A 23,964-nucleotide genomic window follows, 5' to 3' on the forward strand; every position below is an offset into this window, starting at 1 on the left:
ATTTTTCTCGTGAATTATAATTTGAAATATATATTGGTTAATTATTGTTAAGTATTTTTCGTGGTTATTTTATAAATTCTATTATTAACCTAAATTATATTTCTCCGAATTAAACACTCACCAGTCGTCCTCTTCTGCAACCTTGCCCAGGATCAACTTAACGCAAACTGAGCGTCAGAAACCTTCACACAGTACAGGGTTTAATGCCAAAATGTGACGATTATCACAAAACCCGAGTAAGCATGTGCAAACGGTACGGCAGTGACCGTGGAGTGTAAGATGGAACGAAAAATCGAACGCAGCCTGGGAGGCAAACTGGCCCTGTGGGTGTTTTACGCTTTTTGCGGTTACTTTGTCTGGGCGATGGCCCGGTATGTTTGGGTCATCAGTAAAATACCGTCGCTGCCGAATGCGGCAGTGGAGGGGGATTTGGGGTCGACCAGCGGCAAATGGCTTGGGGCATTGCTGGGGTTTCTGGTGCTGGGCACGGTCGGCCTGATCCTGGGCGGGATTGCGTGGTACACCCGTCCCCGTCAGGACAACTCGTGATAGCGTCCGGGAAAGTTGCTATTGTAACCATTTTAACAACAGGACGTGATGATGGAACTTACGCAGTGGCAGCAACGTTTTGAGCGCTGGCTCGGGGAAAACCACACCACCGACGACACCGCGCATGATATTTCGCACTTTCGTCGCGTCTGGATGACGGCGCAAAAAATCCTGGCTAACCAGGCGGTCGAGCCGCTGGTGATCCTGACCGCCTGCTATTTCCACGATATTGTCAGCCTGCCGAAAAACCATCCTGAACGCGGCCAGTCATCCCAGCTGGCAGCGCGTAAAACGCGTGAGATCCTGCATCGCGACTTCCCGGACTTTCCCCCCGCGCATTATGACGCCGTGGCGCATGCTATTGAGGCGCACAGCTTCAGCGCCGGGATCGCGCCGCAGAGTCTGGAAGCGAAAATTGTGCAGGATGCTGACCGGCTGGAAGCGTTAGGGGCGATTGGCCTGGCGCGCGTGTTTGCCGTTTCGGGGGCGCTGGGCGTGCCGCTTTTTGACGCACGCGATCCCTTTGCTGATGCGCGAACCCTTGATGACCGGGCGTTTGCCCTCGACCATTTTCAGACCAAGCTGCTGCGCCTGCCTGATACAATGCAAACAGAAATGGGGCGCGAGCTGGCACGCCACAACGCCGATTTTCTCATCCAGTTTATGGCAAAACTGAGTGCCGAATTACAGGGTGACTGCCTGGGGCTGGATAGCCAGGTACTGAGCCGCTTCCGCCGCAGTTTGCACCGTTGAACTGTGGTAATCTGTTTCCAGTCTTTATTGTCCGGTTAAAAGAATGCAGGAAAATCGATCAGTGAGTGAGCCCGCACCTGAGCAGGCTGAGAAATCAACGGCAACGGTGCAGGCGCTGCTGCGCCAGCTGCTGGATATCTATGATGCCAAAACCCTCGCCAGCCAGCTCATGGCACACGGTGAGGGCCACTGGAGCCCGGCAATCATTAAGAGACTTATCACCAGCGAGCGGGCAGGGCATCGCCTGAGCGACGGCGAGTTTCGTTATCTGCAAACATTGCTTCCGCGTCCTTCCGCCGCCCATCCCCATTATGCCTTCCGCTTTATCGATCTGTTTGCCGGTATCGGGGGCATTCGACACGGATTTGAAGCCATCGGCGGACAGTGCGTCTTCACCAGTGAGTGGAACAAACACGCGGTCCGCACCTATAAAGCCAACTGGTATTGTGACCCGGATGCGCATCACTTCAACGCGGATATCCGCGATGTCACGCTGAGCCATAAAAGTGGCGTGAGCGATGAAGAGGCGGCCGAGCATATCCGCCAGAACATCCCGGCGCATGACGTACTGCTGGCGGGCTTCCCGTGTCAGCCATTCTCGCTTGCCGGGGTATCGAAGAAAAATGCCCTCGGACGTGCCCACGGTTTTGCCTGCGATACGCAGGGAACCCTGTTTTTTGATGTCGCCCGTATTATCGATGCCCGCCGTCCGGCCATTTTTGTGCTGGAAAACGTCAAGAATTTAAAGAGTCATGACGGCGGTAAAACCTTCCGCATTATTATGCAGACGCTGGATGAGCTGGGCTACGACGTGGCGGATTCCCAGGATATGGGTGCCGATGATCCGAAAATCATTGACGGGAAACACTTCCTGCCCCAGCACCGGGAACGTATTGTGTTGGTCGGGTTCCGCCGCGATCTCAACCTGAAAGGTGATTTTACCCTGCGGGATATCCCGTCGCTCTATCCGGCGCGCCGTCCGTCCGTCGCCGATCTTCTGGAGCCCGCCGTCGACGCGAAATTTATCCTCACCCCGGTGCTGTGGAAGTACCTCTATCGCTATGCCAAAAAGCATCAGGCAAAAGGCAACGGTTTTGGTTTTGGCCTGGTCAACCCGAACGATCCGCACTGTGTCACCCGCACCCTGTCCGCGCGCTATTACAAAGACGGCGCGGAGATCCTGATCGACCGTGGCTGGGACAAAGCGCTGGGCGAGAAAGACTTTGATAACCCTGAGAACCAGCGTCATCGTCCACGTCGCTTAACCCCACGCGAGTGCGCGCGGCTGATGGGGTTTGAGACGCCGCAGGGGTACAGCTTCCGCATTCCGGTCTCTGATACGCAGGCCTACCGACAGTTTGGCAACTCGGTGGTGGTGCCCGCCTTTGCGGCGGTGGCGAAACTGCTGTCCTCACGCATTAAACAGGCGGTTGCCCTGCGCCAGAGTGAGGCCGTCAATGACGGATGTGCACAATAAGGCGACGCGCAGTAAAAACATGCGTGCCATCGGCACGCGTGATACGGCAATTGAGAAACGCCTCGCCGGGCTACTGACCGAGGCAGGCTTTGACTTTCGGGTGCAGGATGCCGCACTTGCCGGGCGTCCTGATTTCGTCATTGATGCCTATGAGTGCATTATCTTTACCCACGGCTGCTTCTGGCACCGTCACGACTGCTATCTGTTTAAAGTCCCGGCGACGCGCACCGATTTCTGGCTGGAGAAGATTGGCAAAAACGTCCAGCGCGATCGGCGGGATATCGCCACGCTTGTCGAACAGGGATGGCGGGTGCTGGTGGTGTGGGAGTGTGCGCTACGCGGCAGACTGAAGCTGAACGATCGGGATCTGACCGAACGGCTGGAAGAGTGGATCTGCGGCGGCGGTCAGACCGCGCAGATCGACACTCAGGGCATTCATCCGTTTACGGTTTCTCCACCTGACACGGCACCACCTCAGGCTTAGCGGGCAGCAGGTATTTCCCCAGCGTGACCAGCACCACGGCAAACACAATCACGCCCAGCGCCAGCCATTCAACCGGCGACAGCGTTTCACCGCCGAGTCCCGTCCCCAGCAGCACGGCCACGACCGGGTTAACGTAGGCGTAGCTGGTGGCGACCGCCGGAGAGACGTTACGGATGAGGAACATGTACGCATTAATGGCAATGATGGAGCCAAACAGCGCCAGATAACCCACGGCGAGGAAGCCAGACAGATCCGGCATGGTTGTCAGCGTTTCGCCCGTCAGCATGGAGGCAATCAGCAGCACAATGCCTGCGGCAAGCATTTCAATGGCACCCGCCATCATGCCGGACGGCAGCTCAATACGCGAACCATAGACGGAGCCAAACGCCCAGCTCATGGATCCGATAAGGATAATGACGGCCCCCCACGGGTTACCGCTCAGGTTGCCGCCGCTGTTGAGCAGAATGATCCCGGCGAGCCCAATTCCAATCCCCAGCCATTCCAGCTTGCGGGTGCGAATGCCGAAAAGACGGCTAAAGCAGAGCGTGAACAGCGGGACAGTGGCGACCACTACCGCCGCGATACCGGAGGGCACGTTCTGATGTTCAGCGACGGTGACAAAGCCGTTGCCCACGGCCAGCAGCAGCAGGCCAATCAGCGCCGCATTCAGCATCGGGCGCAGCGGGGGGAGTTTATGTCCGCGCAGCAGCAGGAAGGCCATCAGCAGGACGCCAGCCGAGAGAAAACGGATACCCGCCATCATCAGCGGAGGCCAGCTTTCCACCCCAATGCGAATGACGAAGTAGGTTGACCCCCAGATGATATACAGCGAAAAGAGCGCCCCGATGAGCGGTAGTAAGTGCCGAAAACGCATAGTCCCTCACGACGAAATAAAAAGTTCGCTCATAGTAAACGTCAAAACTACCGGGCTGGCGAGCCCTTTAATTGTGTAGTTGCTGTGAAATTTTTGTTGACGCAATGTGCCTGTTTCCGGGTGTGCGGTTTTGTTCCATACTATTCACTTAATTAGCAAAAAAAGAAGGATAGTCATTTTGGCGGGAAGTAGCTTATTAACATTGCTGGACGATATTGCCACCTTGCTGGACGATATTTCCGTTATGGGAAAACTGGCGGCGAAGAAAACAGCAGGGGTTCTGGGGGATGATTTATCGCTAAATGCGCAACAGGTAAGCGGGGTGCGGGCTAACCGTGAGTTGCCGGTAGTATGGGGCGTGGCGAAAGGCTCATTCCTCAACAAGGTGATTCTGGTGCCGCTGGCGCTGCTGATCAGCGCCTTTATCCCCTGGGCGATTACGCCGCTGCTGATGATTGGCGGCGCATTTTTATGCTTTGAAGGGGTAGAGAAGGTGCTGCACTCCTTCGCCGCGAGGAAGAAGCACGACACGCCTGAAATGCGCCAGCAGCGTCTGGAAGCGCTGGCGGCGCAGGATCCAAAAACCTTCGAACGCGATAAAATCAAGGGCGCCGTTCGTACCGACTTTATTCTGTCGGCGGAGATTGTGGCCATTACCCTGGGTATCGTGTCTGAATCGCCGCTGCTGAATCAGGTGCTGATCCTCTCCGGGATCGCCATTCTGGTGACGGTGGGGGTTTACGGCCTGGTGGGGCTTATCGTTAAACTCGATGATATTGGCTTCTGGCTGGAAGCGAAATCGAGCGCGGTAGCTAAAGGGATTGGTAAAAGCCTGCTGGTGCTCGCCCCGTGGTTGATGAAGAGTCTTTCCGTGGTGGGGACGCTGGCGATGTTCCTTGTCGGCGGTGGGATTGTGGTACATGGTATTGCGCCGCTGCACCATGCGATAGAACATTTTGCTGCACAGCAGGGCGCCGTGGTGGCGGCCATTCTGCCTACGCTGCTTAATCTGGTGCTGGGCTTTATTGTGGGCAGTATCGTGGTCGCCGCAGTGAAGCTGGTTGAAAAGCTGCGCGGTACGGCGCACTAATTGTTACCCGCGCCAGGATGCAAAAAGGCCATTCCTCGTCTAAATTGAAAAAGTTTCACCCTGATACAGGAGGCAGGTATGGTCTTTTTGGTCAGTGATGAAGTTAAGCCTAAGAAGGGCGGCCCACGTATGATTGTCACCGGCTATTCCAGCGGAATGGTGGAGTGTCGGTGGCATGACGGTTACAGCATCAAGCGGGAAGCGTTTCGTGAAGATGAGCTTCAGCCGGGTGACGGGCGGCAAAAGCGTGACAAGATTTAATCACTTAACGCCCGGCCTTGCCGGGCGTTTTTATATCAAGTATCGGGTGTAAGGAAGCGATCAGGGAGTATGTGTGCAGCATGATACTTTTGTTGTAAGACGAACTTTTCTGCAATGGCTGCATAAGCGTAGCAATCCAGGTGCGATTGTTAATCTCTGTTTTCTGGTGGTACTGGTTTTTTCGACCCTCCTCACCTGGCGTGAAGTGGTGGTGCTGGAAGATGCCTATATCTCAAGCCAGCGCAACCATCTGGAAACGGTGGCCACGTCGCTGGACAGACAGCTTCAGTTCAGCGTGGACAAACTGCTTTTTTTTCGCCAGAGCATGCGCGATGCGCTCCAGACGCCGCTGGCGTTTGATGTCCTGCGTGCAGCGGTGACACGCTTCAATGCAGACCGGTCTCGTCCTTTCTGGCAGCTGGCTGTGGATACAAAACGTACGCTGCCCATCAACGGCGTATCGGATGCCTTTGTTGAAAAGACCACGCTGCTTAATCGCGACGATGAACTTCTCGATAATGAAGTGTCTGCTGCGCTTGAAGTGGGGTATTTGCTCAGGCTGGCCTCACCGGTCATGCGCAGCGAAGAACGGGTGGTCTATGTCTCCCGCGCCGGGTTTTACCTCTCCACGGATACACCGGCACAGAGCGCCGATATCATCCCGCGTTATTACCATCTGGTGACCCAGCCCTGGTTTACGCAGCAAACGGAACGTAACAACCGTGCGCGCGCGGTGCTGTGGTTTATCTCCACACCGTCAACCTGGACGGGTAACGAGCGCATGATCACCGCCAGCGTACCCATCTATTTTGACCATTACTGGTACGGCGTGGTGGCGATGGATTTTTCTCTCAATACCATGAAACGTCTGCTGGCCGACGCGACGGATGACCACGCCGAGGGCGAATATCAGCTGTATGATACCCGGCTCAATATGATTGCCTCTTCTGAAGCGTCCACAAGCGAGGCCAACCATTTTGATGAGCGTGAAACGGCACAGATTGCGCATGCTATTGAGAACAATACCGGCGGCGGGATCCGGCTCGGCAGCCGTTTTGTCAGCTGGGAGCGGCTCGACCATTTTGACGGGGTTATCCTGCGAGTGCATACCCTGCATGAAGGGGTAAAAGGCGACTTCGGCAGCATCAGTATCGTGCTGGCGCTCCTGTGGGCGCTCTTCACCGCCATGCTGCTGATCTCCTGGCTGGTGATCCGCCGGATGGTCAGCAACATGTACACGCTCCAGCACTCGTTGCAGTGGCAGGCCTGGCACGATCCGCTCACCCGCCTTCATAACCGTGGGGCGCTGTTTGAGCGGGCAAAAGCGCTGGCCGGGAAATGTCAGGCGCAGTCGCTGCCGTTCTCGGTGGTGCAGATCGATCTCGATTATTTTAAAAGCATTAACGACCGCTTCGGCCATCAGGCCGGAGATAAGGTGCTGTCCCATGCGGCGGGGCTGATTGCCAGCGCCCTGCGTAAGAACGACGTTGCCGGGCGCGTGGGCGGGGAAGAGTTTTGCGTGGTACTGCCGGGTATCGGGCTGGAGGAGGCGAGAGCGGTGGCGGAACGCATTCGCTCACGCATCGACAGCAAAGAGATCCTGGTGAAAAAGAGCACGACGTTGCGTATCAGCGCGTCGATGGGGGTCAGCTGCGCGCAGGAGAAGGGGAATTACGACTTCGAACAGCTGCAGTCGATAGCGGATGCCCGGCTGTATCTGGCAAAACAGCGCGGCCGCAACCAGGTGGCCTGGGACGATCACGACAAGAAGTGATCCAGCCCTTCATGCCAGCCCGCCGGTCCTGCTTGCTGCGTGTGATACACCCGGGCAGGGTTATCGTCGCGCAGCGTGATGCCCTGGCGGTTAATGCCCTTGATCACCACCGCGAAGTCGACGCTGTCGAGCAGGGGCGCATCATTCGGACCATCGCCCAGCCCGAGCGTCGTGGGCATGATGCCTTCCTGTTCGCGATACTGCGCAATCAGCCAGTTCACCGCCACGTCCTTACCGCAGCAGGCGTCCAGAATGTGCCAGAAGCGGGCACCCTGCAGGCATTTCAGACCGCGCTGCGCCAGCTCCTCTTCAAACTGCACCATTTTCTCATCGGTGTCGCGCCAGATGAGCGTAACAGAGGCTTCATGTTTACGCGCAAGCGTGGAACGATAGCGGCTCAGCCCCGTCCATTCGCCGATCACCCGGTCATCGACATCGTCAAAGGTGGTGAATTTATACCCTGCCTGCAGGCGGATTTGCTCAATGAACGGGCGAATGTCGCGGTGAAGCATTCCCATAGTATGGCGCTGCGCCTTTTCCCAACGGACATCGGGCTGGATGACCGCGCCGTTTTCGGCAATAAAAGGTAACCCCTCGAGGCCCAGATCCTGCTGAATATCCTGCATCTCCGCTGCGGTTTTGCTGCTGCACAGAATGAGCGGTACCTGAAAATCCTGCAGCTTATCCAGCCAGGGCATTGCCGGCTGCCAGGCGTAGGTATGAATATCCAGCAACGAACCATCCAGGTCGGAAAAAATCAGCAGGGTGTCCTGCAGGGAAGGCCGTGCAGCTCCCGATTGCGAATAGCGCTTCATCTAAGAATATTCCTAAAAAAATAGGACTGTCGGAAGGGAAACGTGCGGAACCGATCCCGCCAAACCCGCATTCGACGTACCTTGCTGCTCATAACAAAAATTCACGTTTAAAAAATATAATATTCGCCACGAGAATATATGCTTGTCAGGCAAAATCGTTGAGGATAGTGTTTCGACTACATCAGATTTCCTGGTGTAACGAATTTTCAAGTGCTTCTTGCATAAGCAAGTTTGATCCCGGCCATCCCCATGACCGGGATTTTTTTCGTCCTAACGATTCGCTTCAGACACGCTAAAGTCATGGATATCAAGCTCGAAGGCCTCGGCCAGTTCACGGTAGGTGTGATAATCCCTTCCGTTGACGATGACCCGGTCAGAGTTGTCATCCGTACGACGAACTTCTGACTCACTGATCTCATTGATGGCGGCCAACAGGGCATCGACATCCACTTCGACCTCGCGTTTGATGGTGTCGCTGTACTCTTTATCGGTCTTCATTTCGGGGTCCTCATTCAACCGTGTCCAACATTGATTATAGACTGAACACAAAAACGCCATTCGCGCGCCGTGGCGATGTGTGATTTTGCGTTTTGTTCTACACTGGCTCAAAACCACAGGAGGAACGTATGAAGGTTAACGATCGGGTTACTGTCAAAACGGACGGTGGACCGCGCCGCCCGGGGGTGGTACTGGCAATTGAAGAGTTTAGTGAAGGTACAATGTATCTGGTATCACTGGAAGACTACCCGCTCGGCATCTGGTTCTTTAACGAACTGGGGCATCCGGATGGCATCTTTGTGGAAAAAGCGGAGTAACACGGCATCGGGTGCCCGACAGCGCCCGTAAAAGCAAAAATCTCTGGCCAGGCCAGAGATCGTGTAGGGTACTCAAGGTCTTATGCAACTAACGCATGTTGACGAAAATCCCGTTCGTCACATTATCGGTCAGGCGGACAACGTGGTAGATCACTTGCTTATTATGGGTTTTAATCTTCCTTTTAATATTTCCTTTATGTGACGAAACGGTTTTCGCTTTAATATTCATCTGGTCTGAAATTTGAATCGTTCCTTGCCCGGCCATCCACATTCGCAGCATGCTTGATTCAGTTCTGCTTAATGATAGGGTGGGTAAGTTAACCGCTCCTACATTCTTAACTTCCTTATTCAAATAATCCCCCAGAATGTCATCCAGCGACTCTGGTTTTATCGATTTAGAACTGATCAATAAATTTTTACGGACTAACAAATACTCATCGAAATGGATATTTGCGATCGCCATAAAAACAATAAACAGGGTTTTAGGATGCTGATTAATGATTTGCTTAATGTGCTGACTGTTGGCTGGATCGTGAATGAAACAGTCCTCATTAATAAACACCACGCCTGGTTTGAGTTCATCACAAGCGGCTGCGAGCTCCTCAACGGTGTGTGCGTCGTTGATGTCTCTCTTTCTTACCCCTCTGCTTGCCAGATACCCGGTTAACCCTAGCCGGGTGTAGCTGCATAAATCCATAATGATCGTTGACATGGCATACCCTCACTCAATGCGTAACGATAATTCACCATCTGCCTGAGAGCTCATAAACAGCCATACGGGATGGAAAAAATTAATAAACCTGTGAGCATGACAAAGACTTTCAGGCGGACTCACTATCCCGTAAAGTTACGTATAATTTGCCAGGAATCATCTTAAAGTAAAGTAAATATTAAGTATTGTGAGGTGGTTAGAAACAATTAAACCGCGTCAGATATATCCTGGAAGATGTTTTTCGTGTTTTATTTTAGGAATATCCTCAGAAAGACAATATCAACTGTGAGGACTATTATTTACGTGGCAGCTCGCTGACAATATCCGCTAAGAGGTTGAATATCTCGCCGAATAAATGCTCACAGAAGGGGGCGATAAGTGGCATTAGCAATGACATTAATAAAATTCCCACCGTCAGCGTCAGCGGAAAACCAATGACGAACACCGACAGTTGCGGGGCCATGCGGTTGAGTAAACCCAACGCCAGGTTCACGGTCAGGAGCAGGGTGATGATCGGCAGCGCCAGCATCAATCCGTTGAGGAACACCAGCCCTGCGGAGCGGGTGAGTGCCAGGAACGCATTGCTGTTAACCGGGTTTTCCCCAATGGGCAGCGTGTGGAAGGTGTCCACCAGCATGGAGATGAGCCACAGATGGCCGTTAAACGACAGGAAAAGCAGCATCGCCAGCATATCGATAATGCGCGCCAGCACCGGCATGTTGAGGTGGCTGCCGGGGTCGACAAACGTGGCGAACGATAGCCCCATCTGCAGGCCGATCAGTTCCCCGGCGGTGCGCACGGCCGCAAAGGCCAGCTGCATGGTAAAACCAACCGCCACGCCAATCAGAATTTGCTGCAACGCCACCCATACCGCATTGGCCGAGAAGATCGGAACATTCACCGGAGGCAGGGAAGGGGCAACGATGATGGTGATGATGATGCCCAGCCCCACTTTGACCCGCTTCGGGATCGCTTTCTCGCTCAGAATCGGGGCGGTGGTGATCAGCGCCAGGATGCGCAGCATGGGCCAGAAATAGACCCCAAGCCACTGAATCCACTGGTCGCTGGTAAAATGGAGCATCGTCGCGTCAGCCGATGATGTACGGCAGATTGGTAAACAGGTTACGCATGTAGTCCAGCAGCAGATTGAGCATCCACGGCCCGGCAACAATGATTGCCACGAACACGGCGATGATTTTCGGAATGAACGAGAGCGTCATTTCGTTAATCTGCGTGGCGGCCTGCAGAATACTGATGATCAGACCGGTCACCAGGGCGACAAGCAGCAGCGGCGCGGCAACGGCAATCGCGATTTTCATCGCTTCCGTGCCCATCATCATGACCGATTCTGGCGTCATTGCGTGCTCCTCAACTGTAGAAACTCTGCGCCAGCGAACTGACCAGCAGCTGCCAGCCGTCGACCAGCACAAAGAGCATGATCTTAAAGGGCAGGGCAATGGTGGCTGGTGGAACCATCATCATACCGAGCGCCATCAGTACGCTGGCGATCACCAGGTCGATAATCAGGAACGGGATAAAGATGGTAAAGCCAATCTGGAAGGCGGTTTTCAGCTCGCTGGTGACGTACGCAGGCAGCAGTATGCGCATCGGCACGGCTTCCGGGCCCTGCAGCTCCCCGGTGTTGGAAAGGCGGGCAAAGAGGGCCAGATCCGCTTCGCGCGTCTGGCGCAGCATGAATTCACGCAGCGGCTGCGCGCCTTTCTCCAGCGCCTCCTGCATGGAGATTTTATCTTCACTGAACGGCTGGTAGGCGTCGGTATAAATCTTATCGATCACCGGCGACATAATAAAAAAGGTCAAAAACAGGGCCAGGCCCAGCAGCACCTGGTTTGGCGGCGCGGACGGGGTACCCAGCGCGTTTCGCAGCAGGCCAAAGACAATGATGATGCGGGTAAAGCTGGTCATCATCAGCAGGATCGCCGGAATAAAGGTCAGCGAGGTGATGAACACCAGCGTCTGAACCGGGAGCGACCAGCTTTGTCCGCCGCCCGCCAGAGGGGTTGAAACCAGACCGGGCAGTTGCGCATAAACCGCAGGAGCAAACAGGCCAACGCCCGCGAGCGTCAGGGATAACAAACGGCGCATCAGGATCTCCCGGAACGCTTAAGCAAACTCTTCATGACGGACTGGAAATCCGCAGGGGCTTCTGCACGCTCATCACTGACAGCAGGGGCGGGCGGCAGTTTATGTAAAACGTTGACGTTTGACGCGGTGACGCCCAGCACCAGCCGTGCGTCCTCAACGTCTACGATGACCACGCGCTCGCGTGGCCCCAGTGTTGTACTGGCGCTGACCTTCAGACCGCGCGTCCCGGCGGTTTTACCCGCCAGGCCAAAACGCTTCGCCAGCCAGGCGGCGATAAGAATAAAGGCAATAATACCGAGCAACGCGCCGCTCACCTGGAGCAGCGGTGAGCCGGGAACGGCGGAAGGTTGTGATACTGTTGCCTGGGTTTTCATTCTTAACAGCTCAGACGACGCATGCGCTCAGACGGGGTAATGATGTCGGTGATACGCACGCCGTATTTATCGGCCACGACCACCACTTCACCCTGAGCAATCAGATACCCGTTGATCAGGATATCCAGCGGCTCACCGGCCAGACCGTCGAGGGCCACGACGGAACCCTGCGTCAGACGCAGCAGCTCTTTAATGGTCATGCGGGTGCGGCCCAGCTCAACGGTCAGCTTAACCGGGATATCCATAATCAGGTCGATGTCCTGCAGCGTGCCGCTGACATCACCGCCGCCTAACTGCTGGAAGACGGCATCCGCTGCACTTTTGGCCGGGGTCGCTTTTTGCTCGTTTAACGCGTCAGCCCACAGATCGTCCAGTGCTCCGCTGTTTTCATCGGACGGATTGTTCATGTCACTCATTTGGGCTGTTCCTCATTCAGCGAATTCAAAATCGGGTTGATCAAGTGCTCAACGCGTAACGCATACTGGCCGTTAATTGTGCCGTACTGACTTGTCAGCACGGGGACACCATCCACATGGGCAATAATGCGGTCGGGTTTTTCTATCGGCAAAACGTCACCGGGTTGTAATTTCAGGATCTGGGATAACCGCAGCGGAATATCGGCAAAGCTCGCCACCAGCTCAAGCTGTGAATGCTGGACCTGGCGCACCAGGTTTTCACGCCAGTTCTGATCTTCATGACGTGAGTTCTCCAGCGGCGGGTTGACCAGCAGCTCGCGCAGCGGTTCGATCATGCTGAACGGCAGGCAGATGTTGAACTCGCCGGTCAGGTTACCGATCTCCACGTGGAATGGCGTGTTGACGACGATGTCGTTCGGAGAGGTGGTGATGTTGGTAAATTTCACCTGCATCTCAGAACGCACATACTCCACTTCCAGCGGGTTAATGGCCTTCCACGCGTCGCTGTATGACTCCAGCGCCAGCTTCAGCATGCGGTTAATGACGCGCTGTTCGGTGTGGGTGAATTCACGACCTTCTACTTTGGTCGGGAAGCGCCCGTCGCCGCCGAACAGGTTATCCACCGCAATAAACACCAGGCTTGGGGAAAACACCACCAGACCTGTGCCGCGCAGCGGTTTCAGATGGATCAGGTTAAGGTTGGTTGGCACCGGCAGGTTGCGGGCAAACTCATGATACGGCTGAATGCGGATCGCACCGACCGTGATATCCGGGCTACGACGCAGCAGGTTAAACAGCCCCATACGGAACTGACGTGCAAAACGTTCGTTAATGATCTCCAGCGCCTGCAGACGTTCACGTACCACGCGACGCTGGGTATTCGGGTCATAGGGACGAATATCGCTATCGCCGCCAATGCCCGGTTGCGGATCATCACTCTTATCGCTGTCGCCGTTGAGCAGCGCATCGATTTCTGCCTGAGAAAGAATACTGTCGCCCATGTCGTTACCGCAGAATAAAGGCTGTATACAGAACGTCAGTGACTTCCTGCTTAGGTTGGCCGTTCACCAGCGGGGTCGCCAGCGTTTGCTTAATAGCGTCGACCAGCTTTTGCTTACCTTCATCGGTGGCAAGCGTTGAAGCGTCCTGACGAGAGAACAGCAGCAGCAGACGGCTGCGCACTTCCGGAAGGTAATCGTTCAGTCGGGAACGGGTGGCTTCATCTTTCAGGCGCAGCGTGATGCCGACATACAGCACACGATCCGCATCACCGAGGTTGACGGTGAAGGTATCCAGCGGGAAGAACACCGGTGCCGGCGGAGGTGGCAGTTCGGCTTTGGCCGCAGCAGTAGAAGGTTTCTGCTGCATGCGCCAGTAACTATAGCCCGCGGTAGCGCAGGCGGCGAGCGTGATTAACACCAGCAGCGGGATCCAGATGGAACGCTTACTTTTTTTGGTGATCGCGGAGTCAGTCATCTGATACGAGCTTCCTGTTTCGGTACAGCTTAATATGGTGATTATCCCGTGTCCGGCTGACGTCAAAGCGTGGAAAAGACGGGGATAATCACGCTACCTCTGGCGTTTAGGCGAAGATGTCTACGGCGCGGTTGCCGCTCGCAGCGGATTGCAGGGCTGCCGGGGTCGGCAGCAACTCATCGCTCTCTTCAGTAAATCCGCCGTGTTGGCCGGAACGCGACGCCTGCTGTTGCTGCTGGGACGAAGACTGCTGCTGCCCGGCAAAGCTCTCGCTGCTGACGCTACTCTGTGTAAGCTGAATGCCGTTTTCCGCCAGTGAGGTACGCAGTACCGGCAGGGCGGCTTCCAGTGCAGCACGCACGTGGCCGTGCGCAGAGACCATCTGCAGCTGCGCCTGGTCATTATCCAGCTTCAGCGAAATGTGCACCTGGCCCAGATCTTCCGGGTTCAGGCGCAACTCTGCGGTTTGCTGTCCTTGCTTCGCAAACAGCGTGATGTGCTGGCTCAGGTTCTGTTGCCATTCGTGGGTGCCGAGCGGCTGACTCAGCACCGGAGCAGTGGCAACGGTTGCGGCAGGCTGCGCGGTGGCGTGGCTGGAGACAATTGGCGCCAGGGTGGCGGTTGGTGTTGAAGACGAAGACGCGCTGGCAAGATCCTGTTTCTCGGCCGCGACGGCGAGCGCTGGCGTCACCGGTGCGTTGGCCGGCAGGGACGGATCAACGTTATGCGCCTGCCCGGCGAAAGATGGCTGCGCGTTATCCTTGCCCGTCAGGGCGCTGCTCAACGCGTGTGCAGACGTGCCGTTTTGCGTAAGCGTCGTGGCGGCCAGGGCTGACGTTGCTTTGAGTCCCTCACTGCCCGCGCCTTTCGCCGTGACCGGCGTGGAGGTCTGCTGGTGCGGCAGCATGGCCATCAGCGCGCTTAAGCCCGCCAGCTCTTCTTCGCTCAGTTCGGTTTTGCTGTTATCGGCGCTATTCGCCGTGGTCAACGTCTTCAGGGCATCGCCCTTAGCGGCAGGCATCAGCCCGGAGACCAGCGTTTGCAGCGGCGTCGTCTGCGCCGTTTCATCGCCAGCCTGCGTGGATTGACGCGCGAGCAGATCGGCAATTTTCGCCTGCAGGGTGGACTCTCCCCCGGCGTCCTTCGCGACCTTTGACAGCTTGCTGCCAGCCGCCTTCAGGTCGGCCAGCGTCAGCGGCGCATCTTTGCCCTGACCGCTGGCGTCCGTTAACGCGCCCGCCAGCAGAGAAAGAAAATCTTGCGCACCGTCGGTGCCTTTCCCCGTTTGCATGCCGCCTGACAGGTCGCTGTCGGTCATCAGCAGTTGTTGCAGTGTTATCATTCCGGTTTCCTCATTGATGCGCGCTGGGCAAACTCATCCATTTTTTTCTGATCCTGGCGGTTTTCCGCCAGCGTCGCCGCGGCAATCTGCCGGTCCTGTAAGGTCTGCCAGGCCTGCAGTCGCTGCTTCTTCTCGCGCCAGAAATTCAGCGCGGTGTCGACTTTTTGGGTCCATTGCTGAAGCTGCTGGCGATGCTGTTCTATCGCCTTCTCCAGCGTCTGAATAAACTGCTGATAGTTAATCCAGCGCTGGCTTCCAATGCCCTGTGTCATATCGGTATTGAGGTTGGTGCGATACTCATGCTGATAGTCGATTAACATCTTCAACTGCTCTTCAGCCTGCTGGCACCCGCGTCGCATTGCGCCAAGCTGCAATGCGGCATCATCAACTTCTTTTTCAGCCAGATCTTTCAGCGTTGATAACGCGCTGTTTTGCGCCATGATCGTCGCCCTCCACCTGTGTTACACCTGCGGGAAAATCAGCTCCAGAGCCTGAATCGAATCTTCCCAGTCGGCACGTTCAAATATGCCTTGTTGCAAAAATGCCTCCAGCTGCGGCCACAGGCTAATCGCTTTGTCTAGCATGGGATCGCTACCTTTGGCATACGCCCCCACGCTCACCAGATCGCGGTTGCGCTGGAAGCTGGAGAGCAGTTGTTTGAAGTTACGCACGCGGGCGTAGTGCTTCTCGGTAATCAGCGCCGTCATTGCGCGGCTGATGGAAGCTTCAATATCAATGGCCGGATAGTGTCCGGCTTCGGCCAGGCGACGCGATAATACAATATGACCGTCGAGGATCGCCCGCGCGGAGTCGGCAATCGGGTCCTGCTGGTCGTCGCCTTCGGTCAGCACCGTATAAAACGCGGTAATGGAGCCACCGCCGCTAATGCCGTTCCCTGCGCGTTCAACCAGTGCCGGGAGTTTGGCAAAGACCGACGGCGGATAGCCTTTGGTGGCCGGTGGCTCACCGATGGCCAGCGCGATTTCACGCTGCGCCATCGCGTAACGGGTAAGAGAGTCCATGATCAGCAGCACGTGCTGGCCGCGGTCACGGAAATCTTCGGCGATGCGGGTGGCATATGCGGCACCCTGCATACGCAGCAACGGGGAGACATCCGCCGGGGCGGCGATGACCACCGAACGGGCGCGGCCTTCCGCACCCAGAATGTTTTCAATGAAGTCTTTAACTTCGCGGCCACGTTCACCGATCAGCCCCACGACGATCACATCGGCCTGGGTGTAACGGGCCATCATGCCGAGCAGGACCGATTTACCCACCCCTGAACCGGCGAACAGACCCATACGCTGGCCGCGACCGACGGTCAGCAGGGCGTTGATCGGGCGCACACCGGTATCAAGAACATGTTCGATCGGGGTACGCTGCAGGGGGTTAAACGGTTGGGTGATCAGCGCGCCGGTTTCGGTGGTGTCCGGGGCGGGAAGGCCGTCGAGCGGTTTACCGCTGCCGTCCAGCACGCGGCCCAGCAGGGCAGGGCCGAGCGGGAGCTGCTTACCGCTTTGCAGACCATCGCCGATGATGTTTTTCGCATAGACGCGCGCGCCGGGCAGAATGCCTTCCACCTCTTCAAGCGGCATCAGGAAAAGACGCTGGCCGTTAAAGCCCACCACTTCGCTTTCCACTTCTCGCGTTTCCTGCCCATCCTGACGCTCGATCACGCAGGTGGCCCCCAGAGGCAACTGCAGGCCGGTGGCTTCCAGCACCAGACCGGTGGCGCGGGTCAGGCGCCCATAACGACGAACAGATGGCAGTTGCGCCATCTTCGTTTCAAAGTTATCGAGCGTGTTGAGCCAGCGAGTGAGGCGTGCGGTCATCAGACGACTCCCGGAGCCGCAAGGCGGCACAGTTCCTGCCAGCGGGTGGCGACGCTGGCATCCAGATCGCCTTCATCGGCGGAGACTTTGCATCCGCCGTGATGTAACGACGGGTCACCGCGCAGACGCCAGCCGTGCAGGCTCAGCGTGGCACCGAGACTCTCTTCCACGCGCTGGAGATCGTCCGGATGAACGCGCAGCTGCGGTTTCCCGCTGAACAACGGCTCTTGCTGCAGCAGGCCCTGAATTTGTTTGATCAGCGCTGAATTATCGACCGCCGGGGTCTGGCCAATTACCTGACGGGCCGCTTCCAGCGCCATCTGCATCAACCGGGAAGCAATCACGCTGTCCAGCGCATCCAGGGTGTGCTGGAACTCGCTGACCAGCTGCTGCATACGGGCATGGAGAGGCGCCTGCTGCTGGCGCGCCTGCTCAATACCCTGTTCTAACCCTTTCGCCAGACCTTCCTGATAACCCTGGTCATGGCCTTTCTGTCGGCCTTCATTCAGACCTGCATTAAAACCCTGCTCATGCGCCTGCATTTGTAACTGCGCCAGCATCTGCGTGCGCTGTTCTTCTTCGCTCAGTTCAGGCGCCTCGACGTCGGTGTCGCCCTCCTCGGGCGACGCTACGACAGCCGGGGTGAATTCAGAGAGGGCAGGGGCCAGATCGTCAGGCGTCCAGCGCTTCCACGGCAGCTCATTAGACATAGGTATCGTCTCCGCTGCCAATTACCATCTCGCCGGTTTCTGCCAGACGACGAACGATGAGCAGGATCGCTTTCTGTTCGTTTTCCACCTGAGACAGACGCACCGGGCCACGGTTGGCAAGGTCGTCGCGCAGGATATCTGCCGCACGCTGGGACATGTTGCGCAGGAACTTCTCGCGCAGCGGCTGTTCGGCACCTTTGAGGGCGATAAGCAGCGACTCGGAGTCCACTTCCTGGAGCAGACGCTGGATGCTGCGGTCGTCCACTTCGACCAGGTTTTCGAACAGGAACATCTCGTCGATAATTTTCTGCGCCAGCTCGCCGTCGAATTCGCGAACCGCCGTAATAACGGCTTCTTCCTGCTGCGTTTTCATCAGGTTGATGATTTCCGCCGCCGTTCTCACGCCGCCCATTTTGCTGCGCTTGAGGTTCTGGCCGTCGAGCAGGTTGTTCAGCACTTCGGTCAGCTCCGCTGGCTGGACACCGCCGAAGGTGGCGATACGCAGCATCACATCGTGACGCAGGCGCTCTTCGAACAGCGCCAGAATATCGGCCGCCTGACCACGTTTGAGGTGAACCAGGATGGTGGCGATAATCTGCGGGTGCTCGTCGCGAATAAGGTCGGCGGCACTCTGCGGCTCCATAAAGTTGAGCGTTTCGATCCCGCTGGCGGTATCGCGCGTTTCGAGAATATCCTCCAGCAGGCTGGCGGCACGCTCTTCGCCCAGCGCCTTGACCAGCACGGAGCGCAGATAGTCGTTGGCGTTGACGTTGAGCGCTGCAAACTGTTCGGCTTCCTGCTCAAACTCCGACAACACTTCGGTCAGCTGTTTGTTGGAGATCTGACGCACGTTGGCCATGGCCGCACTCAGAATTTGTACTTCTCGCTGGGAGAGGTGTTTAAACACCTCTGCCGCTCGATCTTCGCCAATGGTCATCAGCAGGATGACGCTTTTATCGGTGCCCGTAAGCGTATTACTCATGTTCGTTACCCATCCACTGGCGGATGACCAGCGCCACGACGCGCGGATCGTTATCTGACATTTCGCGAATGCGCTGGCTCATGACCTCAGCACCCATGCGCTGGTTAGCACGACGCTGCTGCATCTGTTCGTCTTTGCTGAGGCGGACTTCCACCGCTTCTTCCACTTCCTGACGCGCATTCATCTGTTCGCGAGCTGCTTTCTCGGCTTCTGCACGACGCTGCAACTGAGGACGAACGCCCTTACGCCACAGCAGCCAGGCGACAATCAGCACCAGCAGCCAGCGTCCTGCAGACATCAGCTGATCGATAAACGCCTGCTGTTGCCAGAACGGCAGCTCACCGCCGGTCTCATCTACCGGGTTAAACGGTGAATTCACCACGTTGAGGCTATCGCCACGCTTCTCGGAGTAACCCATCGCTTCACGGGTCAGGTCTTCGATCTGCTTCATCTGCTCTGCCGTCAGCGGCAGCGGTTTGCCATTCGGCAGCGTTTTGTAGTTCACAACGACGGCCACCGACAGACGCTGAATATCACCCACGTTCAGTTTTGTGTGGCGGATAGTCCTATCCACTTCGTAGTTGGTGGTTTCGTTACGGCTGCTGGTACGTGGACCGGCATTGCTGGCCGTCGAGGTTGTAGTCTGCTGATTTTGCTGACCGTTCTGCTGATTAGCCGGCGGCGTAGAAATAGGGGCCGCGTTAGCCGGGGCAGGCTGGTTAGAGAGTGCGCCCGGCACGCCGCCTGGGTATGCACCGCCAACCTGTTCGTTTTCGTTAACCTGGCGAGAGCGCATCACTGCCTGAGCCGGATCGCCGTTCGGGCGGTACTGCTCTTCGGTCTGTTCTTTATTAGAGAAGTCGATCTGCGCGGTAACCTGGGCATGGACGTTGCTGTTACCCACAACCGGGCCGAGGATCGCTTCGATGCGGCGCTGGAGGCGCGCTTCCACATCGGCGGCATATTTCAGCTGCGCGTCATTCAGATCGCGCCCGGCGGTATTGCTTTGGGTCAGCAGGTGACCACTCTGGTCAACCAGCGTGACGTTACCCGGCGGTAAACCGGCGACGGCGCTGGAAACTAAATGTGTAACCGCGCTGATTTGCCCTTCATCCAGCGCCCGGCCGGGTTCAAGGTTGACGGTGACGGAAGCCGACGGGGATTTCTGTTCGCGGACAAACAGGGACGGTTTAGGCATGGCAAGGTGCACGCGGGCGCTCTTCACCGGGCCTAATGTTTCAATCGTGCGGGCCAGTTCACCTTCCAGCGCACGCTGGTAGTTCACCTGCTCGCTGAACTGGCTGATACCGAACTTTTCCTGATCCAGCAGTTCAAAACCCACCGCGCCGCCCTTCGGCAGGCCCTGCTGCGCCAGACGCAGACGGAGTTCATGGACTTTATCTGCCGGTACCTCAAGCGCACCCCCGTTATCGGCGAAGCGATAAGGGATGTTCATTTGAGTCAGTTGGGTGACGATGGCGCCGCCATCCTGATCGGAAAGGTTGCTGTAAAGCGTGCGGTAATCAGGACTTTTCGCCCACAACACCATCGCTACAAGGATCGCAATTGCGGCAGCGCCTGCCACGATCAACGGGATTTTAGGATTCGCGCGAAGGCGGTTCATCCACTCGAGTGATTTATTCTGCGGCGCTGTCGATGCTGCTGCACTCATTGCGCACCTCTTAAATCCTGGTGGTTTACGTTATTCGTGTAGAGAAACAAAACTGACTCCCGGGTCGGCAAACACGACAAAAGTTCCATATTGATGGCCCAGCCATTATTTGATGATTCGTGATTTTCTATGGGCCAAATAACCTGGTTTTTTATCGCTATTTACCGCCATTATCTTATTGACAAGCTGTTAGTCTTGACCGCGTAAAAAACCATCCAGGGGAGAGTCATGGCTATACAGGGTATTGAAGGGGTTATCAGTCAGCTGCAGGCAACCGCGATGACGGCCCGTAATCAGAATGTGGCAGAACAGCAGCCGACCATCAGCTTTGCCGGGCAACTGCATGCTGCGCTCGACCGTATCAGCGATACCCAGACCGCCGCGCGTACCCAGGCCGAGAAGTTCACCCTCGGTGAACCTGGCGTGGCGCTGAACGATGTGATGACCGATTTGCAAAAAGCCTCGGTCTCTCTGCAGATGGGGATCCAGGTGCGTAATAAGCTGGTGTCTGCGTATCAGGAAGTGATGGGGATGCAGGTCTAAGACCTGGACGATCTTCGCTGGCAGCCTTAGCGCTTTAATGCCACAATATTTTTTTCTTCGAATGCAGGAAAGATGATGAAAAAAATAGCAATTGCTGGCGCGCTGCTGGCACTCACCGGGTGCGTACAGGTAGATAGCTACAAGGATGTGATTAAACATCCTGTTCCGGCACATCTGGCGGGATACTGGCAGTCAAAAGGGCCGCAGAGCAAAATGGTCAGCCCGGAGGCGATTGCCACGCTGGTGGTGACGGAGGAGGGCGATACGCTGGACTGCCGTCAATGGCAGCGCGTGATTGCCGTGCCGGGTAAAATCATGCTGCGTTCAGACAGCTATTACAACGTGACCAGCAAGCTGGATATCTACCCGCTGGAGCGTGATGGCTCGGTGCTGGAGTATGATGGCATGGAGCTGCAGAAGGTCGATCGCCCAACGGTGGAGTGTGCCGATTACCTGAGCAAAAATCCGCTGGAAAGTAAGCTACCGTAGCTGTTAGTTGCCGGGTGGCGCTGACGCTTACCCGGCCTACGGGACGGGGCTTTTGTAGGCCGGGTAAGGCGAAGCCGCCACCCGGCATTGTTTCTACAATGCATCCTCAATTACCCACACGCTCACGCTTCCGCCTTTGCAGGTAAATGTCCCTTCGCCATCCGCTGCGGTGGTGACCGTTTCTTCACGATTGCCGAGAAAATCACGCCAGGTTTTGTTCCCGTAGTTTTCCCCAAGGCAGATTACCTTCTCGCCATCATCCCCATTGGACATCACCACCACGCAACCGGGATCCTCTTCCGTGCCACTGCGGCTGAATGCGATGCAGTTAGGGTGGTCAAAAAACAGCGTCTGCACGCCGTGGGCAAAGCGCTGACGGGCGAGGATCAGCTCGTGCAGTTGCTCAATCACCGGCATATCAATGTGGTAAGTTTCACCGTCTCCCCCGGTATCGTCATAGCTGGCGCCAAAGAGATCGGGATAAAACACGCTCGGCACGCCATTTTCCCGCAGCAGGATCAGAGCGTAAGCCAGCGGTTTAAACCAGGCTTCCACCGGGGCTTCAAGCGCCTGCAACGGCTGGGTGTCATGGTTGGCAACCAGCGTCACCGCATGGAACGGATCGGCCTCCACCAGCGTGCCGGTGAAAATCTGGCTCATGTCGTAGTCCCGCCCCTGACGCGAGGCCTCGTGGAATTTCATCTGCAGGGGGGCATCAAACAGCATTGTTTTACCCTCGACCTGATTAATATAGGCCTGCAGTTTATCCACCTCGTGCGACCAGTATTCCGCGACGATAAACAGCGGCTGCGTCGCCACTTCCTGGACGTGTTCAATCCACTCCTTATAGAACCAGGCGGGGATGTGTTTGACCGCATCCAGGCGGAATCCGTCGCAGCCGGTTTGTTCCATGACCCAGCGCGCCCAGTACTTGATCTCCTCCGTCACGGCATGGTTACGGAAATCGATATTTTCGCCCATCAGATAGTCGAAATTACCCATTTCGTCATCGACCTGATCGTTCCAGCCTTCGCCGGTGTAGTCATTGACGATTTTGAAGATGCCATCCTCATCGGGGTTTTCGATGTGGTCGATGCCGCTAAAGCATTTGTAATCCCAGACGAACTGCGAATACTGTCCGGCGCGGGCAGGGAAGGTGTAGCGGGTCCAGGCTTCGCACTCGATGATCTCATCATCGATTTGTGTGCGATCCTGTTCGTTCACACGCTGAACGCGAACGTGCTCTTTCTCATCGGCGCCCATTTTGTGGTTAACCACCACGTCCAGCAGCACCGCGATGTTATTACTTTTGAGCGCATCAATGGCTTCCAGAAGCTGGGCTTTATCACCGTATTTGGTGGCAACACTGCCTTTCTGGTCAAACTCGCCGAGATCAAACAGATCGTAAGAATCATACCCGACCGAGTAACCGCCCGATGCGCCTTTATAGGCTGGCGGCAGCCAGATCATATTGATGCCGATTTCGTTAAGATTGGGGGCTAATGCCGTGACCTCTCGCCACAATTCACCGCCTGCAGGGTAATACCAGTGAAAGCATTGTAACAGGGTGGGGTTTTTCATCGTCCGTGCTCCAGAAGCCGTTTGGCTGACTTCTGGAGTATGGATGAAGAAATCATAATTGTGTGTCGCGGGTCAAACTTTCTGGATAAAGAATATTCCCTGACAGCTTTCCATAGGTTGATGTGATGGATTGCTGTTTACCGGTTTGATCAATGAGGCTGCGCAGTTCGTCCATGCGTGTGGCAAGCAGCATTTTGAGCTCGGTCTCGTTTTGCAGAACCTTTTCGAGTAGAAAACGTGCCTGCTCAATCTGGGACGGATGTGCCTCCGAAATAGGGTTTTTGGAGATATTCTCTACCAGCTGAACATAAGATATCTCAAGGGTAATGAGCTCGTCCCAGAGACCGGAACGAGCATGTTTTAACATGGTAAGGCTGAGGTTATAGAGGGCCTGCCAGTTATCAAGAGCGGACGCTGGATTATTCATCAATAGATATCCTGAGAAGAAGGACCATTGGGACCAATTTGTTTCCACGCATCCGCAATGTTATTGAGCAGCGCTTCGACCTCTACAATCGCCTCCACGTCGTTACGCAGATTTGCATGCAACAAACGTCTGACCATGTACTCGTACAGCGCGGCAAGGTTGCCCGGCAGTTCACTGTCGATCTCCATATTCAGACCGGCTTTTAACCCGTTATCGATAATATTGATCGCCTTCGATAAGGCTTCGCCTTTTTCGGTGATTTTTCCTTCGTCCAGGAAAAGACGGGCGCGGACAAGGGCACTCAGTGCCCCGTCAAACAGCATTACGACAAGTTGATGCGGACTGGCACTCAGCACCGCGCTTTCCAGCCCGACCTGCTGATAAGCTCGGGCGCCATTTTGTGCATACAT

At 56.0% G+C, this 23,964-nt stretch carries 29 protein-coding genes and 1 pseudogene; 10 read left to right on the forward strand and 20 right to left on the reverse strand.

Features of this window, described 5'->3' with window-relative positions:
• Positions 1–279: 279 nt before the first annotated feature.
• From drpB to ACMWKA_RS09350, 4 genes are all read left to right on the forward strand, one after another.
• On the forward strand, positions 280–549 hold the full coding sequence (gene drpB / locus ACMWKA_RS09335) for a cell division protein DrpB (RefSeq protein ID WP_013097751.1): 270 nt from the start codon (positions 280–282) through the stop codon (positions 547–549).
• Positions 550–600: 51 nt separating this feature from the next.
• Positions 601–1,302, forward strand: coding sequence for a phosphohydrolase (locus ACMWKA_RS09340; protein ID WP_013097750.1), 702 nt, complete (start codon positions 601–603; stop codon positions 1,300–1,302).
• Positions 1,303–1,363: 61 nt separating this feature from the next.
• A complete protein-coding gene (locus ACMWKA_RS09345) occupies positions 1,364–2,779 on the forward strand; it encodes a DNA cytosine methyltransferase (protein WP_038419988.1) in 1,416 nt (471 codons plus the stop codon).
• Positions 2,760–3,263 (forward strand): very short patch repair endonuclease, encoded by a 504-nt coding sequence (locus ACMWKA_RS09350; protein ID WP_023619809.1) that lies wholly within the window; start codon positions 2,760–2,762, stop codon positions 3,261–3,263. Before ACMWKA_RS09345 ends, ACMWKA_RS09350 begins: the two co-directional genes overlap by 20 nt.
• Here ACMWKA_RS09350 and yedA read toward each other — a convergent pair.
• Positions 3,223–4,137, reverse strand: a complete 915-nt coding sequence (gene yedA, locus ACMWKA_RS09355; RefSeq protein WP_013097747.1) for a drug/metabolite exporter YedA — start codon at positions 4,135–4,137, stop codon at positions 3,223–3,225. The two genes, ACMWKA_RS09350 and yedA, sit on opposite strands and share 41 nt — an antisense overlap.
• A gap of 169 nt (positions 4,138–4,306) precedes the next feature.
• Here yedA and ACMWKA_RS09360 point away from each other — a divergent pair, with 169 nt between their 5' ends.
• The 3 genes from ACMWKA_RS09360 (at position 4,307) to dgcQ (ending at position 7,262) form a co-directional block, all read left to right on the forward strand.
• On the forward strand, positions 4,307–5,227 hold the full coding sequence (locus tag ACMWKA_RS09360; RefSeq protein ID WP_170942733.1) for a DUF808 domain-containing protein: 921 nt from the start codon (positions 4,307–4,309) through the stop codon (positions 5,225–5,227).
• Positions 5,228–5,305: 78 nt separating this feature from the next.
• Complete coding sequence (locus ACMWKA_RS09365) at positions 5,306–5,488, forward strand: YodC family protein (RefSeq protein WP_414760145.1); 183 nt, start codon at positions 5,306–5,308, stop codon at positions 5,486–5,488.
• Between the two features lie 73 nt (positions 5,489–5,561).
• Positions 5,562–7,262: a cellulose biosynthesis regulator diguanylate cyclase DgcQ gene (gene dgcQ / locus ACMWKA_RS09370; RefSeq protein WP_414760146.1), complete on the forward strand. Its 1,701-nt coding sequence runs from the start codon at positions 5,562–5,564 to the stop codon at positions 7,260–7,262.
• Here dgcQ and ACMWKA_RS09375 read toward each other — a convergent pair.
• Complete coding sequence (locus tag ACMWKA_RS09375) at positions 7,247–8,077, reverse strand: mannosyl-3-phosphoglycerate phosphatase-related protein (protein WP_048972039.1); 831 nt, start codon at positions 8,075–8,077, stop codon at positions 7,247–7,249. The two genes, dgcQ and ACMWKA_RS09375, sit on opposite strands and share 16 nt — an antisense overlap.
• Before the next feature lie 270 nt (positions 8,078–8,347).
• Positions 8,348–8,575 carry a YodD family peroxide/acid resistance protein gene (gene yodD, locus ACMWKA_RS09380; RefSeq protein ID WP_013097742.1) on the reverse strand — a complete coding sequence of 76 codons (228 nt, stop codon included), beginning with the start codon at positions 8,573–8,575 and terminating at the stop codon, positions 8,348–8,350.
• A gap of 128 nt (positions 8,576–8,703) precedes the next feature.
• Between yodD and dsrB the strand changes: the two genes are divergently transcribed.
• Positions 8,704–8,892 (forward strand): protein DsrB, encoded by a 189-nt coding sequence (gene dsrB, locus ACMWKA_RS09385; RefSeq protein WP_013097741.1) that lies wholly within the window; start codon positions 8,704–8,706, stop codon positions 8,890–8,892.
• Positions 8,893–8,980: 88 nt separating this feature from the next.
• On the opposite strand, the gene rcsA is transcribed toward dsrB, so the two are convergent.
• From rcsA to fliF, 14 genes and pseudogenes are all read right to left on the reverse strand, one after another.
• Complete coding sequence (gene rcsA, locus ACMWKA_RS09390) at positions 8,981–9,604, reverse strand: transcriptional regulator RcsA (protein ID WP_013097740.1); 624 nt, start codon at positions 9,602–9,604, stop codon at positions 8,981–8,983.
• 279 nt (positions 9,605–9,883) lie between these two features.
• Positions 9,884–10,685 (reverse strand): annotated as a pseudogene (gene fliR / locus ACMWKA_RS09395) (flagellar biosynthetic protein FliR).
• 7 nt (positions 10,686–10,692) lie between these two features.
• Complete coding sequence (gene fliQ / locus ACMWKA_RS09400; protein ID WP_008500315.1) at positions 10,693–10,962, reverse strand: flagellar biosynthesis protein FliQ; 270 nt, start codon at positions 10,960–10,962, stop codon at positions 10,693–10,695.
• Between the two features lie 10 nt (positions 10,963–10,972).
• Positions 10,973–11,710 (reverse strand): flagellar type III secretion system pore protein FliP, encoded by a 738-nt coding sequence (gene fliP, locus ACMWKA_RS09405; RefSeq protein ID WP_013097738.1) that lies wholly within the window; start codon positions 11,708–11,710, stop codon positions 10,973–10,975.
• Positions 11,710–12,084: a flagellar biosynthetic protein FliO gene (fliO, locus tag ACMWKA_RS09410; protein WP_038419977.1), complete on the reverse strand. Its 375-nt coding sequence runs from the start codon at positions 12,082–12,084 to the stop codon at positions 11,710–11,712. Before fliO ends, fliP begins: the two co-directional genes overlap by 1 nt.
• 2 nt (positions 12,085–12,086) lie before the next feature.
• On the reverse strand, positions 12,087–12,500 hold the full coding sequence (fliN, locus tag ACMWKA_RS09415; protein ID WP_414760147.1) for a flagellar motor switch protein FliN: 414 nt from the start codon (positions 12,498–12,500) through the stop codon (positions 12,087–12,089).
• The gene (gene fliM / locus ACMWKA_RS09420) at positions 12,497–13,501 is read right to left on the reverse strand and encodes a flagellar motor switch protein FliM (protein ID WP_013097736.1); all 1,005 of its coding nucleotides are present in this window, start codon (positions 13,499–13,501) and stop codon (positions 12,497–12,499) included. Before fliM ends, fliN begins: the two co-directional genes overlap by 4 nt.
• Before the next feature lie 4 nt (positions 13,502–13,505).
• Positions 13,506–13,976, reverse strand: coding sequence for a flagellar basal body-associated protein FliL (gene fliL / locus ACMWKA_RS09425; RefSeq protein ID WP_014832480.1), 471 nt, complete (start codon positions 13,974–13,976; stop codon positions 13,506–13,508).
• A gap of 106 nt (positions 13,977–14,082) precedes the next feature.
• Entirely contained in the window at positions 14,083–15,318 is a 1,236-nt protein-coding gene (gene fliK, locus ACMWKA_RS09430; RefSeq protein ID WP_414760148.1) for a flagellar hook length control protein FliK, read from the reverse strand.
• A complete protein-coding gene (gene fliJ / locus ACMWKA_RS09435; protein WP_013097733.1) occupies positions 15,315–15,758 on the reverse strand; it encodes a flagellar export protein FliJ in 444 nt (147 codons plus the stop codon). The genes fliK and fliJ overlap by 4 nt, the downstream gene beginning before the upstream one ends.
• Before the next feature lie 21 nt (positions 15,759–15,779).
• Complete coding sequence (gene fliI / locus ACMWKA_RS09440; protein WP_013097732.1) at positions 15,780–17,150, reverse strand: flagellar protein export ATPase FliI; 1,371 nt, start codon at positions 17,148–17,150, stop codon at positions 15,780–15,782.
• Positions 17,150–17,860 carry a flagellar assembly protein FliH gene (fliH, locus tag ACMWKA_RS09445; RefSeq protein WP_013097731.1) on the reverse strand — a complete coding sequence of 237 codons (711 nt, stop codon included), beginning with the start codon at positions 17,858–17,860 and terminating at the stop codon, positions 17,150–17,152. The genes fliI and fliH overlap by 1 nt, the downstream gene beginning before the upstream one ends.
• The gene (gene fliG / locus ACMWKA_RS09450) at positions 17,853–18,842 is read right to left on the reverse strand and encodes a flagellar motor switch protein FliG (protein ID WP_414760149.1); all 990 of its coding nucleotides are present in this window, start codon (positions 18,840–18,842) and stop codon (positions 17,853–17,855) included. Before fliG ends, fliH begins: the two co-directional genes overlap by 8 nt.
• Complete coding sequence (gene fliF / locus ACMWKA_RS09455) at positions 18,835–20,514, reverse strand: flagellar basal-body MS-ring/collar protein FliF (protein WP_023619799.1); 1,680 nt, start codon at positions 20,512–20,514, stop codon at positions 18,835–18,837. Before fliF ends, fliG begins: the two co-directional genes overlap by 8 nt.
• 228 nt (positions 20,515–20,742) lie before the next feature.
• Here fliF and fliE point away from each other — a divergent pair, with 228 nt between their 5' ends.
• The gene (fliE, locus tag ACMWKA_RS09460) at positions 20,743–21,057 is read left to right on the forward strand and encodes a flagellar hook-basal body complex protein FliE (RefSeq protein ID WP_013097729.1); all 315 of its coding nucleotides are present in this window, start codon (positions 20,743–20,745) and stop codon (positions 21,055–21,057) included.
• A 75-nt stretch (positions 21,058–21,132) separates the two neighbouring features.
• Positions 21,133–21,546: a lipoprotein YedD gene (gene yedD, locus ACMWKA_RS09465; RefSeq protein WP_013096004.1), complete on the forward strand. Its 414-nt coding sequence runs from the start codon at positions 21,133–21,135 to the stop codon at positions 21,544–21,546.
• Between the two features lie 93 nt (positions 21,547–21,639).
• Here the strand turns inward: yedD and amyA are convergent, their stop codons facing one another.
• From amyA to fliS, 3 genes are read right to left on the reverse strand one after another with little or no spacing between them, the layout of a single operon-like run.
• Positions 21,640–23,127 (reverse strand): alpha-amylase, encoded by a 1,488-nt coding sequence (gene amyA / locus ACMWKA_RS09470; protein WP_020687606.1) that lies wholly within the window; start codon positions 23,125–23,127, stop codon positions 21,640–21,642.
• A 52-nt stretch (positions 23,128–23,179) separates the two neighbouring features.
• A complete protein-coding gene (gene fliT, locus ACMWKA_RS09475; protein ID WP_013096006.1) occupies positions 23,180–23,554 on the reverse strand; it encodes a flagella biosynthesis regulatory protein FliT in 375 nt (124 codons plus the stop codon).
• Positions 23,554–23,964: a flagellar export chaperone FliS gene (gene fliS, locus ACMWKA_RS09480; RefSeq protein ID WP_023622487.1), complete on the reverse strand. Its 411-nt coding sequence runs from the start codon at positions 23,962–23,964 to the stop codon at positions 23,554–23,556. The genes fliT and fliS overlap by 1 nt, the downstream gene beginning before the upstream one ends.

The organism is Enterobacter sp. 03-F-07-AD-ECC, from assembly GCF_047530935.1.
Taxonomy (GTDB): domain Bacteria; phylum Pseudomonadota; class Gammaproteobacteria; order Enterobacterales; family Enterobacteriaceae; genus Enterobacter; species Enterobacter cloacae.

Coding starts and splice junctions, on each gene's coding strand:
- fliP (WP_013097738.1), bottom strand. CDS start 11,710: ATGCGCCGTTTGTTATCCCTGACGCTCGCGGGCGTTGGCCTGTTTGCT.
- fliM (WP_013097736.1), bottom strand. CDS start 13,501: ATGGGCGACAGTATTCTTTCTCAGGCAGAAATCGATGCGCTGCTCAAC.
- fliS (WP_023622487.1), bottom strand. CDS start 23,964: ATGTATGCACAAAATGGCGCCCGAGCTTATCAGCAGGTCGGGCTGGAA.
- fliO (WP_038419977.1), bottom strand. CDS start 12,084: ATGAAAACCCAGGCAACAGTATCACAACCTTCCGCCGTTCCCGGCTCA.
- fliJ (WP_013097733.1), bottom strand. CDS start 15,758: ATGGCGCAAAACAGCGCGTTATCAACGCTGAAAGATCTGGCTGAAAAA.
- fliE (WP_013097729.1), top strand. CDS start 20,743: ATGGCTATACAGGGTATTGAAGGGGTTATCAGTCAGCTGCAGGCAACC.
- yedA (WP_013097747.1), bottom strand. CDS start 4,137: ATGCGTTTTCGGCACTTACTACCGCTCATCGGGGCGCTCTTTTCGCTG.
- rcsA (WP_013097740.1), bottom strand. CDS start 9,604: ATGTCAACGATCATTATGGATTTATGCAGCTACACCCGGCTAGGGTTA.
- fliQ (WP_008500315.1), bottom strand. CDS start 10,962: ATGACGCCAGAATCGGTCATGATGATGGGCACGGAAGCGATGAAAATC.
- ACMWKA_RS09340 (WP_013097750.1), top strand. CDS start 601: ATGGAACTTACGCAGTGGCAGCAACGTTTTGAGCGCTGGCTCGGGGAA.
- yedD (WP_013096004.1), top strand. CDS start 21,133: ATGAAAAAAATAGCAATTGCTGGCGCGCTGCTGGCACTCACCGGGTGC.
- fliF (WP_023619799.1), bottom strand. CDS start 20,514: ATGAGTGCAGCAGCATCGACAGCGCCGCAGAATAAATCACTCGAGTGG.
- ACMWKA_RS09365 (WP_414760145.1), top strand. CDS start 5,306: ATGGTCTTTTTGGTCAGTGATGAAGTTAAGCCTAAGAAGGGCGGCCCA.
- ACMWKA_RS09350 (WP_023619809.1), top strand. CDS start 2,760: ATGACGGATGTGCACAATAAGGCGACGCGCAGTAAAAACATGCGTGCC.
- amyA (WP_020687606.1), bottom strand. CDS start 23,127: ATGAAAAACCCCACCCTGTTACAATGCTTTCACTGGTATTACCCTGCA.
- fliH (WP_013097731.1), bottom strand. CDS start 17,860: ATGTCTAATGAGCTGCCGTGGAAGCGCTGGACGCCTGACGATCTGGCC.
- ACMWKA_RS09375 (WP_048972039.1), bottom strand. CDS start 8,077: ATGAAGCGCTATTCGCAATCGGGAGCTGCACGGCCTTCCCTGCAGGAC.
- dsrB (WP_013097741.1), top strand. CDS start 8,704: ATGAAGGTTAACGATCGGGTTACTGTCAAAACGGACGGTGGACCGCGC.
- fliI (WP_013097732.1), bottom strand. CDS start 17,150: ATGACCGCACGCCTCACTCGCTGGCTCAACACGCTCGATAACTTTGAA.
- drpB (WP_013097751.1), top strand. CDS start 280: ATGGAACGAAAAATCGAACGCAGCCTGGGAGGCAAACTGGCCCTGTGG.
- fliG (WP_414760149.1), bottom strand. CDS start 18,842: ATGAGTAATACGCTTACGGGCACCGATAAAAGCGTCATCCTGCTGATG.
- fliK (WP_414760148.1), bottom strand. CDS start 15,318: ATGATAACACTGCAACAACTGCTGATGACCGACAGCGACCTGTCAGGC.
- fliL (WP_014832480.1), bottom strand. CDS start 13,976: ATGACTGACTCCGCGATCACCAAAAAAAGTAAGCGTTCCATCTGGATC.
- fliT (WP_013096006.1), bottom strand. CDS start 23,554: ATGAATAATCCAGCGTCCGCTCTTGATAACTGGCAGGCCCTCTATAAC.
- yodD (WP_013097742.1), bottom strand. CDS start 8,575: ATGAAGACCGATAAAGAGTACAGCGACACCATCAAACGCGAGGTCGAA.
- fliN (WP_414760147.1), bottom strand. CDS start 12,500: ATGAGTGACATGAACAATCCGTCCGATGAAAACAGCGGAGCACTGGAC.